This is a genomic window from Curtobacterium sp. MCBA15_016 (assembly GCF_001865105.1).
Classification (GTDB): Bacteria; Actinomycetota; Actinomycetes; order Actinomycetales; family Microbacteriaceae; genus Curtobacterium.
Genome location: NZ_MJGR01000018.1, coordinates 71,450 through 88,933, shown reverse-complemented (window position 1 = coordinate 88,933; position 17,484 = coordinate 71,450). Strand labels below are relative to the sequence as shown.

The following is a 17,484-nucleotide window of genomic DNA, read 5'->3' as shown; positions in this document are numbered from 1 at the left end:
CATGAATGTCGTCAACCAACCAGTCAGTTAGGAACACCATGTCCGTCTTCCTCGTCACCGGTGCCTCGCGGGGCCTCGGCCGCTCGATCGTCACCGCAGCCCTCGCCGCCGGTCACCAGGTGGTCGCCGGGGTCCGGGACCTCCACGCCCTCGACGACCTCACCAGCGCGGAGCTCGTCCCGGTCGCGCTCGACGTCACCGACCCCGACGCCGCCCGTGCAGCGGTCCGCACCGCGGTCGAGCGCTTCGGCCGGCTCGACGTGCTCGTGAACAACGCCGGGTACGCGAACCTCGCCAGCATCGAGGACGTCGACCCCGCCGACTTCCGCGCCCAGGTCGAGACGAACCTGTTCGGCGTGGTGACCCTCAGCCAGGAGGCCGTGCACGTCATGCGCGAGCAGGGCTCCGGGCACATCGTGCAGGTCTCGTCCGTCGGCGGGCGCATGTCGACGCCGGGGCTCGGCGCGTACCAGACCGCGAAGTGGGCCGTCGGCGGGTTCTCCTCGGTGCTCGCGAAGGAGGTCGGCGCCCTCGGCATCCGTGTCACCGTCCTCGAGCCCGGCGGGATGCGCACCGACTGGGCGGGGTCGTCCATGACGGTCGCGCCGGTCCGGCCGGAGTACGAGGCGACCGTCGGGACGTCCGCACGGATGCACGGGGGCACGAGCATCGGTGCGAGCGACCCGGACCTGGTCGCCGAGCTCGTCCTGCAGGTCGTGGCGATGGACGAGCCGCCGCTCCGCCTGCTCGTCGGCCCGGACGCGTTCGAGCACGGGACGGCCGCCGGCCGCGCGCTCCTGGCCGAGGACGAGCGGCACGAGGCGCTCAGCCGGTCGACGCAGGCGGCCGACGCGACGCCGGAGCAGCTGGACCCGCTGGCACGCGCCTGAGACGCGACCACCTGTCGGACGGGAGGCGCGGTGCGAGCCTGCGCCGTCCCTCCCGTCCGACAAGCGGTACCGTCTCCACGCGCTGGGCGACAGTCCACGGGCCGGTGCGCGCGTGAACTGTCGGTGAGCGCAAGAACACACCCTGCGTGGTCGCCCCGCGACACGCGCCGTTGCGCGCCGCGGGGCGAGGGCACCGGCCGTCGGGTGCGGCCGGTGCGAGGAGCGTAGGCAGCCTCCGCGCCCGGTGGGAGGACTCCTGCGGGATGCCGAAACGGCCTGCGGGTCCACGCAGGCAGACGTCCGGTCAGGCGGACGCGAGCGCGCCCATCTCGCCGACCACGGCGCGCAGTCGGACCGCGAGCTCGTCCGGCCCGCCGACGGTCTCGCGGTGCGCCACCTCGGACAGCGCGGACATGACGAGGGCCACCGCGGTGCGGGCGGTCTGCTCGTCGGTCCGCGTGCCGACCGTGGCGAGCAGGGACTGCCGGGACTCGGCCATCCACTGCATGACCATCGGGGCCATCTCCGGGCGGAGCACGAGCAGCTCCTTCATCCGACGCCGGTCCTGCGAGAGGGGCACGGTGGCGGCGACGAGGCCGCACAGGTCGTCGATGAAGCGCCCCTCGGCGGTGGCGAACCAGGTCGCGGCGGCCGGCGGGACCTCGACCGTGTCGAGCCCGAGCGCGGCGTGCGCCTTCGAGGAGAAGTAGTTGAAGAAGGTCCGGGGGGAGACGTCGGCGTCGGCGCAGATCTGCTCCACGGTCACCCCGTCGAGGCCGTGCGCCGAGACGAGCGTCAGTGCGGCGTCGTGCAGCGCCGAGCGGGTCTGCTGCTTCTTCCGTTCACGCAGCGAGCACGGCTCCGTCGCCGTCGTCGTCGCGGGGGTGGTGGTCACGGTGGCTCCTGGTGCTGGTGGGGTGGGACGCCCGTCCACGAAGGGGGACAGCGGACGGGCGCCCCGGTCGGTCACCGGCGCTGCGCGGGCTGCGTCGGGGTGGATCCGGTCATCGGGCCGGTGAAGGAGCCCGCCTCGGCGGCGGCCAGGCCGGCGGCCGTCTCGAGCTCGTCCTCCGCCGAGAGCCGGTCGTCGTCGGCGCGCTGCGCACCCGCGGCGTCCGCACGCTCCTGCAGCGCCGAACGCTGACGGAGCGGCGGCACCCGGAAGAACCAGGTGAGGACGAAGGCGAGCAGGATCACGCCGAGACCGACCCAGTAGATCGTCACGGACGAGGCGTTGAAGCCCGCCATGAACGGCCGGGTGAGCCGGCTGTCCGCACCGGTCAGGAACGAGGTGTCGTTCGTGCTCATGGTGCTCGACCCGGAGCCGCTGCCGTCGGAGACCTGCTTCGCCACGGCCGGGGTGAGCTCGCCCACCCAGTAGGACCGCTGCGCTGAGTCGGACCAGTCGACGACGAGCTTGCCGTCCTGCACCGAGGCGTGGGCCTGGTCGGCGGCCGCGGCGAGGGCCTGGGCCTGCACGGCGGCGGGGGCGCTCGCGGTCGACTGCTGCACCTGGGCGGTGACGTCGTCGAGCGAGGCCTGCACGTTCTGCTCGAGCGGGGTGACGATCGGGGTCCAGATCTCGTCCATCACGCCCCGGTTCGCGGGCGCGGTGGCCACGGTCGGGTTCGTCGCCGCGTCGAGGGCTGCGCCGAGGTCCTTCTGGTTCGCGGTCGCGTGCAGGATGTTCGACGGCATCACCGAGAACAGGATCGACAGCAGCACGGCCGTGCCGAGCGTGCCACCGATCTGGCGGAAGAACGTGGCGGACGAGGTGGCGACGCCCATGTCCCGGGCCTCGACCGAGCCCTGCGACGCGAGGGTCAGCGACTGCATGACCGACCCGAGCCCGAGCCCGATGAGGAACATGCCGATCATCAGGAACCAGAGCGGCTTGTCGATGCTCATGAACGTCAGGACGACGTAGCCGGAGGACACCAGCGCAGTGCCGATCACCGGGAAGATCCGGTAGCGGCCGACCCGGGCGACGATCTGGCCGCTCGTGATCGACGCGATCATGAGCCCACCGACGAGGGGGAGCGTCGCGAAGCCGGACTCGGTCGGGGTCAGGCCGACGACGATCTGCAGGTAGAGCGGGATGGTCAGCATGGCGCCGAACATCGCGAAGCCGACCAGGAACCCGATGACGGTCGCCATCGAGAACGTGCCGGAGCGGAAGAGCTTCAGCGGGATGATCGCGGCGTCGCCCATCTTCGACTCGATGAGCAGCAGCGCGACGAGGCCGACGACGCCGATGACGTAGCAGGCGATCGCGGCGGCCGAGCCCCAGCCCCAGGTGCGGCCCTGTTCGGCCACGAGCAGGAGCGGGACGAGCGTGACGATGACGGCGGTCGCGCCCCACCAGTCGACCTTCGGCTTCGCGGTGTCACCACCGTGCACCTTCGGCAGGTGCAGGAAGACGAGCACCATGACGAGGGCCGCGATGCCGATCGGCACGTTGATGAGGAGCACCCAGCGCCAGCCGGTGATCCACAGGATCTCGGAGGAACCGGCGAGCAGGCCGCCGATGAGCGGGCCGATCACGGACGAGATGCCGAACACGGCGAGGAAGTAGCCCTGGTACTTGGCACGTTCGCGCGGAGCGAGGATGTCGCCCATGATCGCGAGCGGCAGCGACATCAGCGCACCGGCACCGATGCCCTGCACGGCGCGGAAGCCGGCGAGCATGAGCATCGAGGTCGACATCGATGAGAGCACGGCGCCGAGGATGAACACCACGATGCCGAAGATGTAGAGCGGCCGGCGCCCGAAGATGTCGGAGAGCTTGCCGTAGATCGGCGTCGCGATGGTCGAGGTGATGAGGTACGCGGTCGTCACCCAGGCCTGCTGGTCGAGCCCGTGCAGGTCGTCACCGATCGTCCGGATCGCCGTGCCGAACACCGTCTGGCCGAGCGAGGACAGGAACATGCCCGCCATCAGCCCGTAGATCACGAGGAGGATCTGGCGGTGGGTCATCAGCGGCTGCTGGCCGGGTGCGGCGGAGTCCGTGGGGACCCCGGCTGCGCGTCGGCCGTGCTGCACCGGGACGGGTGCGGTGGCGGTCATCGAGCTCCTTGCTTCGTGCTGTGTTTCCTGCTGTGAAAGTTTGCAGACCGCGCAACGATACATCCATTGCTTCCGACAAGCAACTAAATGTGGCCGCTACGCTGTCCGGCATGACCGAGGACCGGGACGACGCCGAGCGACTGCTGCGCGCGCAGCTCGACCGGCTGTGGGTCCGGCAGACCCTGCGGTCGTCGCTCATCGAGTCGCGCGGGGGACTGGACCCCACGGCGCGCGTGATCCTGCGGGCGGTCGACCACTTCGGGGCCGTCCGGTCGATGGCGATCGCGGACGCCACGGGGTTGTCGCGCCCGGTGATCAGCCGCCGCGTGGCGTCGCTCGTCGAGTCCGGGTACCTCGGCACCGCCCCGGATCCGGCCGACGGACGCGCCAGCCTCGTCTCGATCGCCCCGGCCGGCCGGACGCTGCTCGACACGCTCGACGTCGCCGGCGCCGAGGTCTTCGACGACCTCACGGGGGCGTTCGCCACGGGGGAGCTGCACACCCTCGCGGGGCTCCTCGCCCGGCTCAACGACCGCGCCGACGCGGTCCTCGGGATCGGCGCCACGGACCGGCGCGACGCGTCCTGACCACGCGGCACGCGCCCGTGACGCGACCAGGAGGCGGACGGGAGGCGCGGTGCGGGCCCGCCCCGATCCTCCCGTTCGTCACTGCTCGCGCCGTATTCGAGATACCGTTTCCGCATGAGCACGGACACCGCCACCACCACTGAGACCCTCGACGACGGGCCAGTGGTGACCTTCGCCGACCTCGGCCTGAGCGATGCTGTGCTCAAGGCCGTGAAGGACATCGGTTACGAGACCCCCTCCGCCATCCAGGAGGCCACGATCCCGACCTTGCTCGAGGGGCGCGACGTCGTCGGCCTCGCGCAGACCGGAACCGGCAAGACCGCGGCGTTCGCGCTGCCGATCCTGTCCCGCATGGAGGCGGGCAGCAAGGTGCCGCAGGCGCTCGTGCTGTCGCCGACCCGCGAGCTCGCCCTGCAGGTGTGCGAGGCGTTCGAGCAGTTCGCCTCCCACATGAAGCACGTGCACGTCCTGCCCGTCTACGGCGGCCAGGCGTACGGCGTGCAGCTGTCCGCCCTGCGCCGCGGCGTGGACGTCGTCGTCGGCACGCCCGGTCGCATCATGGACCACATCGCCAAGGGCACGCTCGACCTGTCCGAGCTGAAGTACCTCGTGCTCGACGAGGCCGACGAGATGCTCAAGATGGGCTTCGCCGAGGACGTCGAGACGATCCTCGCCGAGACCCCGGACGACAAGCAGGTCGCGCTGTTCTCCGCGACGATGCCGGCCCAGATCCGCCGCATCTCGCAGCAGTACCTCACCGACCCGGCCGAGATCACGGTCAAGACGAAGACGAAGACCGCGGCGAACATCACGCAGCGGTACCTCATGGTGTCGTACCCGCAGAAGGTCGACGCGCTCACCCGCATCCTCGAGGTCGAGGACTTCGAGGGCATGATCATCTTCGTCCGCACGAAGAGCGAGACCGAGACCCTCGCCGAGAAGCTCCGCGCCCGCGGGTACGCCGCAGCGGCCATCAGCGGTGACGTCGCCCAGGCCCAGCGCGAGCGCACGGTGAACCAGCTGAAGTCCGGAAAGCTCGACATCCTCGTCGCCACCGACGTAGCCGCCCGCGGCCTCGACGTCGACCGCATCACGCACGTCGTGAACTACGACATCCCCGTCGACATCGAGTCCTACGTGCACCGCATCGGCCGCACGGGTCGCGCCGGCCGCTCGGGTGACTCGATCAGCTTCGTCACCCCGCGCGAGCGACGCCTGCTGTCCGCGATCGAGCGGCACACCAAGCAGCCGCTCACGCAGATGCAGCTGCCGACGATCGAGGACGTCAACGAGACGCGCCTCACCCGCTTCGACGACGCGATCACCGCGGCGCTCGAGCAGCAGGACCGCATCACCGCGTTCCGCGACATCATCGCCCACTACGTCGAGCACCACGACGTCCCGGCCGACGACGTCGCCGCCGCGCTGGCCGTCGTCGCGCAGGGCGAGGACCCGCTGCTGCTCGACCCGAAGGCCGACGAGCTGCGGAACCGCGTCGACCGCGACGGCCGGAGCAGCGACCGTCGTGACCGTGACGACGACCGCGGTGCCCGTGGCGACCGGGCCGACCGTGGCCCGCGCCGCTCGCAGCCGATGACCGCCTACCGCATCGAGGTCGGGCGTCGGCACCGTGTCGAGCCGCGCCAGATCGTCGGGGCCCTCGCGAACGAGGGTGGCCTGCGCCGTGACGACTTCGGGGCGATCCAGATCCGCCCGGACTTCTCGATCGTCGAGCTGCCCGCCGACATGGACGCCGGGGTGCTCGACCGGCTGACGGACACCCGGATCAGCGGGAAGCTCATCGAGATCAAGCCGGACCGCCGTGGTGGTGGCGGTGGCGGGGCGCGCCGGTACGACCGCGACGACCGTGGGCCGCGTGCCGGTGGTCGGGACCGTGACGACCGCGGGCCGCGCCGGTACGACCGCGACGACCGTGCGGAGCGCAAGCCGCGTCACTGACGCGCGTTGTTCTGACGGGAGGCGCGGTGCCAGCTGGCACCGCGCCTCCCGTCGTTCCGGGTTGCGGGATGACGCATGAGGGCCTGCACGGCCCGCACGATCCCGGCGCCGACGGGTCCGCGAGGTCCGACCGGTGCTCTGATGTCCGTAGCCGTGGCGCATGGACCACGGGACGAACAGGGGAACGCACGTGTTCAGAGCCGTACTGACCGCCGCAGCCGCGGTGGCGCTCGTCATCGGGGGAGCCGCGCCGGCGACGGCCGCACCCTCGTCGGTGCCCGGCGCACCGACCTCCGTCCGCGTCACCGGAGCCGCGGACAGCGCGACCGTGACCTGGGGACTCCCGAAGTCCGGCGCGAAGGTCACCAGCTGGCGCGTCACCGTCTCGCCCGCGCAGCAGCAGCCGGACGCCGGCGTCGACCGGCTCCCGGCCAGCGCGCGGTCCGACCGGTTCGGCAACCTCACCGCGAGCACCGCGTACACGTTCTCGGTCCGTGCGGTCGGGACCCGCGGCGCGGGCAAGGCCGTCTCGGTGCGGTACACCGCGCCCGGGTCGGTCCAGACCGTGCAGTCCCTGTTCGCCCTCGACGGCGCGGGCTCGGTCGTGCGGTTCCCGACCTCCGGCACGTCCGCCCCGACCACGATCGCGCCGAACGCCGCCGGCTTCACGGCGGACGACGTGGGCGACGTGTTCGTGCCCTCGGCGGACCGCACCTCGATCGTGATGTACCCGGCCGGCGGCGCCGCTGCCCGGACCGTGGCGACCGGCCTGCACCTCACGGCGGACCTCCGCTCGGACGTCGCCGGCAACCTGTACTGGGTCGACTCGGTCTCCGGTGCGATCACGAAGCTCCCGGTGTCCGGGGCGGCGCCGACGGCGATCATCCCCTCGGCCGGCTCCGGCTGGGCAGTCGGACGCGACGGCACGGTCTCGGCCGTGACCTTCGGGACCCAGGGCGCCGCGACGAAGGTCGTCTCCGTGTCGCCGACGGGCGTCCGGACCACCCGGTCGATCCCCGAGACCGGCTACCGGATCTTCGCGGCGGTCATCGCGGACGGCGGCGGGAACCTCTACGTCAACTACCTCTCGACCGGCGCCTCCGGCGCGAGCGGCTGGGTCCTGCTGGCGAAGGGCTCGAGCGAGCTCGTGTCGGCCGAGTCCCGGATCGGCTTCACCTACGCGGCGACGAACGGGCGGGCGCTGGTGTCCGCCAAGTCCGCCGGGTGGTGCGCCGCTCCGAGCGAGGGCAGCCCCGGCGGCTGCACCGCCGACAAGACCATCACCTCGCTGTCCTCGCGGACGGCCGACGGGACGACCACCGAGCACACCACGAGCGGCGTGACCGCCCAGGGCCGTGGCGTCTGGATCGGTGCGGCGGACGAGGCGGGCGACCTGTTCTTCGACGTGAGCGCCGGCCCGACGACCGGCCTCTGGCGGCTGGACGCCGCAGGCGGCGTGGCGCAGCGGCTGTCCGCCGGACAGTTCTCGCGGTTGCTGGTGATCTGAGGTCGGACCCGACCAGGTGACTGACTGGAGGCGCGGTGCGGGCTCGCACCGCGCCTCCCGTCATGCGGTGCGCAGCCGGTTCAGGCGACGCCCTCGACGGTCCGTCGGCACACCTCGTCCCACGGGGTCGGCTCGATGCCGAAGTGGGCTCGGGCCGCCGAGTCGTCGACCACGTACGGGGCCGTCCACTGGTAGCTCATCTCGGCGATCTCGCGCATCATCGGTGAGACCAGCCCCATCGCGCGGAGCATGCCGGCAGGGAGACGCCGGACGGTCACAGGGGGCTTCCCCGCCGCGGCCAGCACCTCGGTGAGGGCCTGCACCTGCGACCGCGGCGCGTTGCTCGGCACCATCCAGGTGCGTCCGTGGGCGCTCTCGTCCGCCGCGGCCGCGACGAGCATCCGGGCGACGTCGAGCACGTCCGTGAAGGTGTGCGGCAGGTCGGTCCGGCCGATCATCGACACCGCCTTCCCCTGCAGCGCTGCCGGCAGGACGCGGGTGATGTGCCCGTTCTCGCCGATGCCGGCGCCGACGTAGTCCGAGGCGCGGACCTCGACGGCACGCAGCCGTCCCGCCTCGTGCGCCGTGCGTGCATCGGCCCAGAGCCGTGCCCGCAGGATGCCCTTGTGGTCCGTCGCGGCGTCCGGCAGGCTCTCGCGCATCGGTCCGTCGACGGGGCCGTAGGGGTAGAGGTTCCCGGTGATGGCGTACACCGCGCCGGTCCGCTCGGCGGCGGTGAGCAGCGCGGTCGCGAGCGGCGGCCAGGTCTGCTCCCACTGCGTGTAGTTGCCGGGGTTGGCACAGTTGTAGAGGGCAGCGGCCCCCTCGGTCGCCCGGGTGAGCGTGTCCGCGTCCGACGCGTCCAGGGCGAGGTGCTCGACGCCGGAGACACCCGTGTCCCGGCCGGATCGGGTGGCGACGGTGACCCGCTCGCCCCGTTCCGCGAGGAGTGCGGCGACGTGACGGCCCACCGGACCGGCACCGATGACGACGTGGTGCTGCGACATGGCTTCCTGCTTTCGTCTGTTTGCGAGAGCACCGCTCTCGGTTCTCAGCATGCACGAGCGGTCGCCGAATTGCAAGAGCAGTGCTCTCGATTGTGTGCAGTGCTCTCTCGTGTCATGGTGGAGGCATGACGGACAAGGCGCCCACTGCACGATCCCTCGCACGCGAGACCGTGCGGGCCGGCATCCTCGCCGCTGCCCGTGTCCGGCTCACCGAGGAGGGGCCGTCGCAACTGAGCCTCCGCGCCGTCGCCCGTGACGTCGGGATGGTGTCGTCTGCCGTCTACCGGTACTTCCCGAGCCGCGACGACCTGCTCACGGCGCTCCTCATCGCCGACTACGACGAGCTCGGCGGCGCGGTCGAGGCAGCCGAGGCGGCAGCGGGACCGGCACCCGGGGCTCGGTGGGTCGCGGTGTGCCGGGCGATCCGGACGTGGTCGATCGCGCACCCGGGGGACTTCGCGCTCCTGTTCGGCTCGCCGGTGCCCGGGTACGTCGCGCCGCGGTCGACCGTGGACCCGGCGTCGCGGACGACGCTCACGATCGTGCGGGTGGTCGCGGACGCGGTGGCGGACCCGGGGTACCGCGCACCGCTCCCGGCCGGGTCGGGTCCGGGGCTCGTGGCTGCGGCGGTCGCGGATGGGGTGGCGTCCCTGCGGGCGTTCGGCACGGAGTTGCCGGAGGAGGTCCTCGTCCGCACGCTGATGGCCTGGACGACGGTGTTCGGCACGGTGTCGTTCGAGTTGTTCGGGCACTTCGTCGGTTCGGTGTCGGACGGTGCGGCGTACTTCGACGAGGTCGTCGCGCGGTTGGCCGAGGGACTCGGGTTCGTCGCCGAGTTCGACTGACGGGGTCGCGCTGCGGGTCGCGCCGTCCGTCGGTCGCGGGTCGCGTCGTCCGTCGGCCGCGTCCTGTTGTCCCCAGAGCGGGGTGCCGGTCTGACAAGGGGCCCGTTCCTGCGGTAGACAGGTCGTGGGCCCCGGTCGTACCCGACGACCGAGTCCACGCTCGGGACGGCACACCTGGAGTCTCCCCGGACGGACCACCACCCTCGGGCGCGCGCCGCGGCCGGGGGCCGACGGATCAGGGAGGCTCGCTTGCGACGCAGCACGTTCGGCGACGCCGTCGTCGGGGGCACCCGGTGACCGCGCTCGACGTCAGCCGGCAGGACCGCCGCCGCCTCACGACCGGGACACCCCGGAAGCGCCTCGTCGCCGTCCGGACCGTCGCCCTGCTCGCCTCGATCGCCGGCGTGAACTACATCGTCTGGCGCTGGGCCGCCTCGGTGAACTGGCACTCGTGGTGGATCGCCGTCCCGCTGATCCTCGCCGAGACGTACAGCGTGATCGACTCGCTGCTCTTCGCGTTCGGGGCCTGGCGGCTCCGTGAACGCGGGGAACCGCCGACCCCGCCGCAGGACCCCGTGACCGTCGACGTCTTCATCACGACGTACAACGAGCCCGTCGACCTCGTCGTCCGCACCGCGACGGCGGCGAAGGCGATCACGCACCCGCACACCACGTGGATCCTCGACGACGGCAACCGTCCGGAGATGCGCGCCGCCGCCGAGTCGCTCGGGATCGGCGTGATCACCCGGGGCGCCGACTGGATCGACCGACCGCGGCACGCCAAGGCGGGGAACCTCAACAACGCCCTGCTCGCGACCCAGGGGGAGTTCCTCCTCATCCTCGACGCCGACCAGGTCCCGGAACCGTCGATCCTCGACCGCACGCTCGGGTACTTCAAGGACTCGCGGATGGCGCTGGTCCAGACGCCGCAGTGGTTCGAGAACGTCCCCGAAGCCGACCTGCTCGGCAGCCAGGCGCCCCTGTTCTACGGGCCGATCCAGCAGTCGAAGGACGGGTGGAACGCCGCGTTCTTCTGCGGGTCGAACGCGATCCTCCGGCGCGAGGCGCTCATGCAGCTCGGGGTCACCCGGTACGTGCGCGAGGTCGAGGCGTCGGTCGCGCGGACGATCAAGACCTCCCGGAAGCTCCTCGCCCGTGCACGCGAGACGGAGACCGACCCGCGGGTGCTCGGGGCGCTCGACGAGGCCGAGGCCGTGGTCGACCGCGCCCGCGACCAGGTCCAGCGGGGCGAGCCGCTCGGCGACGTCACCTACGACTTCCAACGCGGCATCGACACGATCTCCTACCGGTTCGCCGCGTCCGACCTCGAATCGGTCCGCAACGACCTGCAGGAGCTCGCGGCGATGTCGACCGACGCGAACACCTTCGCGGGCCTCGACGACGCGGCACTCGACGTCCTCGGCCGCCGCGACGCCTCACCGGTCGCCGCGATCGAGTCCATCGCCGTGCTCACCCGGGCGCTCGACGTCAACCGCGACGACGAGGCCCAGCCGATCATGCCGCTGGCGACGATCTCGGTGACCGAGGACATGGCGACCGCCATGCGCCTGCACGGCCTCGGCTGGAAGTCGGCCTACCACGACGAGATCCTGGCGAAGGGCCTCGCACCCGAGGACCTGCCGACCATGCTCGTGCAGCGGCTCCGCTGGGCGCAGGGCACCATGCAGGTCTTCTTCCGCGAGAACCCGCTCGTGCAGAAGGGCCTGTCGTGGGGGCAGCGGCTCATGTACTTCTCGACGATGTGGAGCTACCTGTCCGGCTTCGCCGCGATCGTCTACATCGCGGCCCCGGTGCTCTGCCTGTCCTTCGGTGTGGTGCCGGTCCAGGCGTACAGCGTCGACTTCTTCGTCCGGCTCATCCCGTTCCTCGTCCTCAACCAGCTGCTCTTCTGGGTGGTGGCGGCCGGCAGACCGACGTGGCGCGGGCAGCAGTACTCGTTGGCGTTGTTCCCGGTCTGGATCGAGTCCGTCACGAGTGCGTTCGAGAACGTGTTCCGGGGCAAGCCGCTGGGCTTCCGGGTCACCCCGAAGGTCCGTGACGAGTCCGAGCAGAAGCCGCGGTGGGACCTCGTGAAGCCCCAGCTCATCGCGATGGGGGCCCTCGTGGCGGCGCTGATCCTGATCGGCATCCGGTACCTGACCGGCCAGGCGTCCGGCATCGCGCCGCTCGTGAACACCGCATGGGTCGTGTTCGACCTGTTCATCTTCAGCATCGTCATCCGGGCCGTGCTCTACCGAGGACCGGGCACGGCGCAGTCCGAGCACGAGTCGAGCACGGCCGGGGGACCCCTGTGAGCCCGGCGCGGGTCGAGTTCGACGTCCCGGCGGTGCCGGCGTCCCTCGACGAGGTGCAGGACCGCTTCGGCGCGTGGTGGGACACCCTCGGCATCGACGACGTCCGGCTCCGCTTCGGCCTCGAGACCGCCCTCGCCGAGATCGCCGCGAACATCGTCGAGCACACCCGACGCGCCGACCAGGAAGCCGGCCGGCGCTACACCGTGGAACTCGACGCGACCGACCACGAGCTCGTCGCCGTGCTCACCGACAACGGGCTGCCGGTCGACATCGACCTCGCTGCCGTGACGATGGCCGACGCCGACGAGGAGAGCGGTCGGGGCCTGGCCCTCGCGATCGCCGCGCTCGACCGGCTCGAGCACCGACACGAGGGTGGTCACAACGTCTGGACCCTGGTGTGCGCACGGTGAGCCGGACCGCTGCCCGGCTCGTCGCGTTCCTGGTGGTGCTCGCGACGTTCGCCCTGGGTGGCGCGCTGCCGGCGTCAGCGGTGCAGGCTGCCGCGACGAGCAGTGCGTCGATCGCGCCGTCCGACGGGAAGACCTGGTTCGGACCGGACATCGACTGGGGCGACGACGCACCGGCCGGGTACGCGGGACGACTCGGTGCGACGCCGTCGATGTACGGCGTGGAGATCCAGTACCCGCTCGACCGCAGCGCCCGCAAGGAGTTCCTCCGGGCCACCCGCGCTGCCGCGACGCAGGGCGCTGTCCTCGTGGTGAGCCTCGAGCCCGACCAGTCGCTCCGGTCCCTCACCGCGGCCGACGCCCGTGCGGCGAACGCCCTGCTCGAAGAGGTCCACCGTCAGTACGACACCCAGGTGCTCGTCCGGTTCGCCCCGCAGATGAACGGCACGTGGGTGCGGTGGGGGCAGCAGCCGACGCAGTTCGTCACGGCCTTCCGGACGCTCGCGACCGCGGTCCACGGCGGCAGCTCGGACGCGCTGATGGTGTGGTCCCCGTCCTACGGTGCGGGCTACCCCTTCGGCGAGTCCGCCGGCCGGCTGCAGGACCTCTCCGCGACCGACGTCTCGAAGCTCGACACGAACGGCGACGGACAGCTCACCGCGGCCGACGACCCCTACGAGCCGTACTGGCCCGGGGACTCCTCCGTCGACTGGGTCGGGCTGTCGATGCTGTACTTCGGCAAGGGCAAGGCGACCGAGGCAGCCGGCCGGGACGTCCCGCTCACCCGGAACGACGTCCCCGAGGCCGGCGAGGTCACCGCTCGCTTCGACGAGACCTGGGGCTACGAGCAGCGACAGCAGGGGAGCTTCTACGACCGCTTCGCCGTGGCCGACGACCGGCCGATGCTGCTCGACACCGGGGCGCTGTACGACCACTCGCTCCGGGGCGCCGACGAGCTCCCGGTGAAGCAGGGCTGGTGGCGACAGGTGATCGCCGCCGTGCAGGACCGCCCGTTGATCCGCGGCGTGACGTTCCTCGAGACGAACCGCCGCGAACCCGAGGCCGGCAACCGCGTGGCCGACTGGCGCGACACCGCCGTACCCGGCATCGCCGGCTCGTTCCGCACCGACCTCGAGCGCGCGGGCGACTTCGTGTTCGGCCCCGTGACGGACGAGGTCACGCCACGGGACGGCGCCGCGGCGACCGACCAGCAGTACGACACCGGCGGCGACCAGATGGCCTGGATCGTCTGGTGTGCCGTCGGCCTCGCGGTCGTGTTCCTGCTGAGCGGCCTGTTCGGTCGCCTGCTGCCGAGCTGGCGGTACCCCGACGACGGCAAGCCCGGGCGCGACCTGCGGCTCGACCTGTTCCGCGGGTTCATCATCCTCGCCGTGGTGATCACCCACATCGAGATCGGCGGACCGTACTCGTACATCACGCTGCACGCCGTCGGCGCGATCACCGGCGCGGAGATGTTCGTGTTCCTGTCCGGCATGGTCCTCGGCATGACCTACCCGTTCGCCATCAAGAAGTTCGGCGAGTGGGCGGCCGCCATCGGGGCGTGGAAACGCGCGCGGAAGCAGTACCTCGTCACGCTCGGGGTGATCCTCGTCGTCTTCGCGCTGAGCTTCGTGCCGTTCCTGAACACCGACGCGATCACCACCTTCACCGACCGGGGGACCGGCACCGGGGGAGTCGGCGCCGAGGGGCGCGTGTACGACCTCTACCCGAACGCGATGCAGCTGCTGGCGTACCCGCCGCCCTGGTACGCGATCCGGCAGTTCCTGCTGCTCGAGATGGGCCCGTGGCCGTTCAACATCATGGGCCTCTTCGTGGTGCTGAGCCTGTTCATCCCGGCGTTCATGTGGGTGATCCGCCGCGGGTTCTGGTGGGCGCTGCTCATCGTCAGCTGGGCGCTCTACGTCTACCAGGCGCTCAACCCGGAGTTCCGGCCGCTGAACTCCCAGTTCGAGGCGGTCTTCCCGCTCCTCACCTGGCAGGTCGTGTTCACCCACGGACTCGTGCTCGGGTACTACCGCCGGCAGATCATCGGCGCACTGACCGGTCGCCTCGGCAAGGTCCTCGTCGGGGTCGGCATCGGCGGGTACGCGCTGTTCCTGGTCTACGTCTGGGCGGGCGACCACTTCGGGTTCACGCCCGTGCCGTTCCCGGCCTCGATGTACGACCAGCTGTACAACACCGCCTACCAGCGCGTCGACCTGCAGTGGGGGCGCCTGGTCGACATCGCCTTCTTCGCGATCGTGTCGTACGCGATCCTCACCGTGTTCTGGAAGCCGATCGCGAAGGCCATCGGGTGGCTGTGGATCCCGATCGGGCAGGCGAGTCTCTACGTGTTCGTCTGGCAGGTGTTCTTCGCGCTGGCGATCGCGTCGATCCCGGGTGTCGACTGGGGCAACGGCTGGATCGGCTTCGCGACCCACACCCTGCTGATCCTGCTGGCCTGGTACATGGTGCGGAAGCGGTTCCTGTTCTCGGTGATCCCGCGCTGACGCGCTGTGGGACGGACGGGAGGCGCGGGGCGGGCCCGCACCGCGCCTCCCGTCCGTCAGCTGGTCGCGGTGCGCCCGTGTCTGGAAAGCTGGTCGTGTGGGGTTGATGAGACGGTGGCCGTGGTGGTTGGCTGCGCTGGCACTCGCCGTCGCGTTCGGCGGCCTGTGGTTCCTGGTGACGATCGTCGTGATGCCGGAGCTCAACGCTGTCGAGCGAGCCGTGATCTCCGCCATCACGGGTGCCGCGTACGGCATCGTCATGGCGATCTTCCTCATCCGGCTGCGGCGCGGGTACGGCACCGTCCTGCAGGACGCGGGCTTCCGTCGAGCAGTCCGGCGCGGGGTCGTCCCGCCCGGTGTCGACGTCGAGGGATGGCGACGCGCGGTGCAGCAGCACCGGAACCAGTACCATCCGCTGCGATGGGCGGCCCCGCTGCTGTACGTTCCGATGACCGGCCTCTCCGTCTGGCTCGCAGCGTCCGGACAACCGCTCTCCTGGATCTTCGTCGGCCTCTTCCTCGTCATGCTGGTCGCCTCCCTGATCCTTGCCCCTCGAGCGGTCCGCCGGACGGACGCGATGCTGACCGAACTCGACCGCCGTGAGCGGTCGGTCCAGTGAGACGCGATGGGTGACCGCGACCCCCGCTAGCAGCGGGGGTGGTCCTGGTCGTGACCGTCCCACAGGTCGCCGCACTCGACGGGTTCCGCGCCCGACGACGCGAGCCACGGCCCTGCGCCGTGCACGGGGTCGCTGGACAGCGCGGCGACCAGCGCAGCGCGGTGCTCCGAGCCGACGACCACCGGGTGTCCCGGTACGCCGTGGTGGACCGCGCGGCGGAGCGCCGCCGCGTGGTCACCGTCGCCGATCACCCGCCGGACGGCCGACGCGGGGAGGCCTGGCAGGTCGACGAGGGAGACGCACGCCGTCGCCGGACCGGTGACGGCCGCGAGCCCGACGGCGAGCGACGCGCCCGGACCCGCCGCCCAGTCGTCCGCGACGACGACGGTGACCCCGTCCACGGCGGGCACGAGGGCCCGCGCCCGGGCGGCGGCGGCGCCGAGGACGACGACGACCCGGTCGCAGCCCCCGACGAGGAGCGCGTCGACGCCGAGGTGCAGCCACGGAGTGCCGTCCGGCTCGGCGACCAGCGCCTTCGGCCGCCCCATCCGCGTCCCCGCACCGGCGGCGAGCAGCACGCCCACCACGTCGGTCACACGAACGCCGGCACCGACGTCCACGCGGCAGGGGCCTCGGCGACGCCGTCGCGCACGACGGTGCCGGAGATGAGGCCGTAGGGCCGGTCGGCGGCGAAGAACACCTCGCCGGGGTTGTCCAGGCCGAACGGTGCGAGGTCGACCAGGAAGTGGTGCTTGTTCGGCATCGAGAACCGCACCTCGGCGATCTCCGGGAACGTCTCGATCGCCGAGCGGCCCATCGCGAACAGGGTCTGCTGCAGCGCCAGCGAGTGCAGCTCGGCGAAGGTCGCGAGCATGCGGTCGAGGACACCGGCGTACACGGCGTCGTAGTCGATGCCCGCCGCCACCGCCTCGGGCGTGTAGCGCCAGCGGGCCGTCACCGAGGTCGCGAGGATCCGGTCGTCGGTCTCCGCGAGCGTCGTGTACCCGTCGCGCGGGAACCCGTGGAACTCGCTGCCGGTCGACTTCAGGACCGTCAGGTCGGTGACCCCGGCGAGCACGTGCACGTCGTCGCCGTCGACCTGCACCACGGCCGTGCGGGTCCCACGGCCGGCCCGGACGAACGAGTGGTCGTGCTCCCGGCCGTCGACGACGATCCGCTCCCACGTGTGCTGCTCGGCGGACAGGGTGGAGCCGTCGTACCAGTCGAAGGCGGTGCTGAAGTGCCGGCCGAGGCGCAGGAGGAACTCCTCCGGCGTGCCCACCCCGTGCTCCTTCGCGAAGGCGTAGACGGTGTTCTTCTGCGTGTCCGTCGCGACGACCTTCGCGTTGTCGCCCTCGGTGTACGAGTCGGCGAGCGCCGCGCCGCGCAACTGCGTCGTGACGGTCAGGTCCTCGATCTCGTGCCGGTCGGTGTCGCGCGTCACCCGGACGAGCCGGACCTCGGCCTTGCCGTACTGGTTCGCACCGAGGTGGACGGTCGTGGTGGTGGGGACTGGCTGGACGTCGGTGATCTCCATGGAGGCGACGATGACACCCGAGTGTTTCGGCGGTGGGTCGAACAGGTCACGAGCTCCGTCAGCGGCCACGGCCCGGTCGTGACGCAGCCGTCGAACGCCCGTAACCACACGGAAACACCCGTTCCATAGCGTTGCCGCCACGACGCACCCGATCGAGGAGGGCCCCGTGGCGCACACATCCGCACCCCGGCGGTCCTCGGCGTGGAACCGCGGGATGATCGCGCACGGACGACGG

14 protein-coding genes are annotated in these 17,484 nt (G+C 71.6%); 9 read left to right on the top strand and 5 right to left on the bottom strand.

Going from position 1 to position 17,484, the window contains the following annotated elements; translation table 11 throughout:
* Positions 1 to 38 precede the first annotated feature (38 nt).
* Positions 39 to 890 carry an SDR family NAD(P)-dependent oxidoreductase gene (locus BIV03_RS08255; RefSeq protein WP_071295310.1) on the top strand — a complete coding sequence of 284 codons (852 nt, stop codon included), beginning with the start codon at positions 39 to 41 and terminating at the stop codon, positions 888 to 890.
* Between the two features lie 304 nt (positions 891 to 1,194).
* On the opposite strand, the gene BIV03_RS08250 is transcribed toward BIV03_RS08255, so the two are convergent.
* Both BIV03_RS08250 and BIV03_RS08245 read right to left on the bottom strand, forming a co-directional pair.
* On the bottom strand, positions 1,195 to 1,785 hold the full coding sequence (locus BIV03_RS08250; protein WP_070416852.1) for a TetR/AcrR family transcriptional regulator: 591 nt from the start codon (positions 1,783 to 1,785) through the stop codon (positions 1,195 to 1,197).
* 71 nt (positions 1,786 to 1,856) lie between these two features.
* A complete protein-coding gene (locus tag BIV03_RS08245; RefSeq protein ID WP_175475775.1) occupies positions 1,857 to 3,956 on the bottom strand; it encodes an MDR family MFS transporter in 2,100 nt (699 codons plus the stop codon).
* Positions 3,957 to 4,066: 110 nt separating this feature from the next.
* Between BIV03_RS08245 and BIV03_RS08240 the strand changes: the two genes are divergently transcribed.
* The 3 genes from BIV03_RS08240 to BIV03_RS08230 all read left to right on the top strand — a co-directional run bounded on the left by BIV03_RS08240 (position 4,067) and on the right by BIV03_RS08230 (position 8,009).
* Positions 4,067 to 4,543, top strand: coding sequence for a MarR family winged helix-turn-helix transcriptional regulator (locus BIV03_RS08240; RefSeq protein WP_071303102.1), 477 nt, complete (start codon positions 4,067 to 4,069; stop codon positions 4,541 to 4,543).
* A 114-nt stretch (positions 4,544 to 4,657) separates the two neighbouring features.
* Complete coding sequence (locus tag BIV03_RS08235) at positions 4,658 to 6,502, top strand: DEAD/DEAH box helicase (RefSeq protein ID WP_070416850.1); 1,845 nt, start codon at positions 4,658 to 4,660, stop codon at positions 6,500 to 6,502.
* A gap of 190 nt (positions 6,503 to 6,692) precedes the next feature.
* Positions 6,693 to 8,009: a fibronectin type III domain-containing protein gene (locus BIV03_RS08230; RefSeq protein ID WP_071295308.1), complete on the top strand. Its 1,317-nt coding sequence runs from the start codon at positions 6,693 to 6,695 to the stop codon at positions 8,007 to 8,009.
* Positions 8,010 to 8,089: 80 nt separating this feature from the next.
* Here the strand turns inward: BIV03_RS08230 and BIV03_RS08225 are convergent, their stop codons facing one another.
* Entirely contained in the window at positions 8,090 to 9,016 is a 927-nt protein-coding gene (locus BIV03_RS08225) for an NAD-dependent epimerase/dehydratase family protein (protein WP_071295307.1), read from the bottom strand.
* A 125-nt stretch (positions 9,017 to 9,141) separates the two neighbouring features.
* Here BIV03_RS08225 and BIV03_RS08220 point away from each other — a divergent pair, with 125 nt between their 5' ends.
* From BIV03_RS08220 to BIV03_RS08200, 5 genes are all read left to right on the top strand, one after another.
* The gene (locus tag BIV03_RS08220) at positions 9,142 to 9,861 is read left to right on the top strand and encodes a TetR/AcrR family transcriptional regulator (protein ID WP_071295306.1); all 720 of its coding nucleotides are present in this window, start codon (positions 9,142 to 9,144) and stop codon (positions 9,859 to 9,861) included.
* Between the two features lie 404 nt (positions 9,862 to 10,265).
* Positions 10,266 to 12,176 (top strand): glycosyltransferase, encoded by a 1,911-nt coding sequence (locus tag BIV03_RS08215; protein ID WP_229087042.1) that lies wholly within the window; start codon positions 10,266 to 10,268, stop codon positions 12,174 to 12,176.
* A complete protein-coding gene (locus BIV03_RS08210; RefSeq protein WP_070416845.1) occupies positions 12,173 to 12,586 on the top strand; it encodes an ATP-binding protein in 414 nt (137 codons plus the stop codon). The genes BIV03_RS08215 and BIV03_RS08210 overlap by 4 nt, the downstream gene beginning before the upstream one ends.
* A complete protein-coding gene (gene opgC / locus BIV03_RS08205) occupies positions 12,583 to 15,093 on the top strand; it encodes an OpgC domain-containing protein (protein ID WP_071295346.1) in 2,511 nt (836 codons plus the stop codon). The genes BIV03_RS08210 and opgC overlap by 4 nt, the downstream gene beginning before the upstream one ends.
* Before the next feature lie 106 nt (positions 15,094 to 15,199).
* The gene (locus BIV03_RS08200) at positions 15,200 to 15,712 is read left to right on the top strand and encodes a hypothetical protein (RefSeq protein ID WP_139201907.1); all 513 of its coding nucleotides are present in this window, start codon (positions 15,200 to 15,202) and stop codon (positions 15,710 to 15,712) included.
* A 26-nt stretch (positions 15,713 to 15,738) separates the two neighbouring features.
* On the opposite strand, the gene BIV03_RS08195 is transcribed toward BIV03_RS08200, so the two are convergent.
* Entirely contained in the window at positions 15,739 to 16,308 is a 570-nt protein-coding gene (locus BIV03_RS08195; RefSeq protein WP_254790799.1) for an NTP transferase domain-containing protein, read from the bottom strand.
* Positions 16,305 to 17,249: a factor-independent urate hydroxylase gene (gene pucL / locus BIV03_RS08190; RefSeq protein WP_071295345.1), complete on the bottom strand. Its 945-nt coding sequence runs from the start codon at positions 17,247 to 17,249 to the stop codon at positions 16,305 to 16,307. The genes BIV03_RS08195 and pucL overlap by 4 nt, the downstream gene beginning before the upstream one ends.
* Positions 17,250 to 17,484 lie beyond the last annotated feature (235 nt).

What these genes read in the sequence shown, in the direction of transcription:
- BIV03_RS08255 (WP_071295310.1), top strand. Translation starts at nt 39, where the DNA reads ATGTCCGTCTTCCTCGTCACCGGTGCCTCGCGGGGCCTCGGCCGCTCG.
- BIV03_RS08245 (WP_175475775.1), bottom strand. Translation starts at nt 3,956, where the DNA reads ATGACCGCCACCGCACCCGTCCCGGTGCAGCACGGCCGACGCGCAGCC.
- BIV03_RS08240 (WP_071303102.1), top strand. Translation starts at nt 4,067, where the DNA reads ATGACCGAGGACCGGGACGACGCCGAGCGACTGCTGCGCGCGCAGCTC.
- BIV03_RS08235 (WP_070416850.1), top strand. Translation starts at nt 4,658, where the DNA reads ATGAGCACGGACACCGCCACCACCACTGAGACCCTCGACGACGGGCCA.
- BIV03_RS08225 (WP_071295307.1), bottom strand. Translation starts at nt 9,016, where the DNA reads ATGTCGCAGCACCACGTCGTCATCGGTGCCGGTCCGGTGGGCCGTCAC.
- BIV03_RS08220 (WP_071295306.1), top strand. Translation starts at nt 9,142, where the DNA reads ATGACGGACAAGGCGCCCACTGCACGATCCCTCGCACGCGAGACCGTG.
- BIV03_RS08200 (WP_139201907.1), top strand. Translation starts at nt 15,200, where the DNA reads ATGAGACGGTGGCCGTGGTGGTTGGCTGCGCTGGCACTCGCCGTCGCG.
- pucL (WP_071295345.1), bottom strand. Translation starts at nt 17,249, where the DNA reads ATGGAGATCACCGACGTCCAGCCAGTCCCCACCACCACGACCGTCCAC.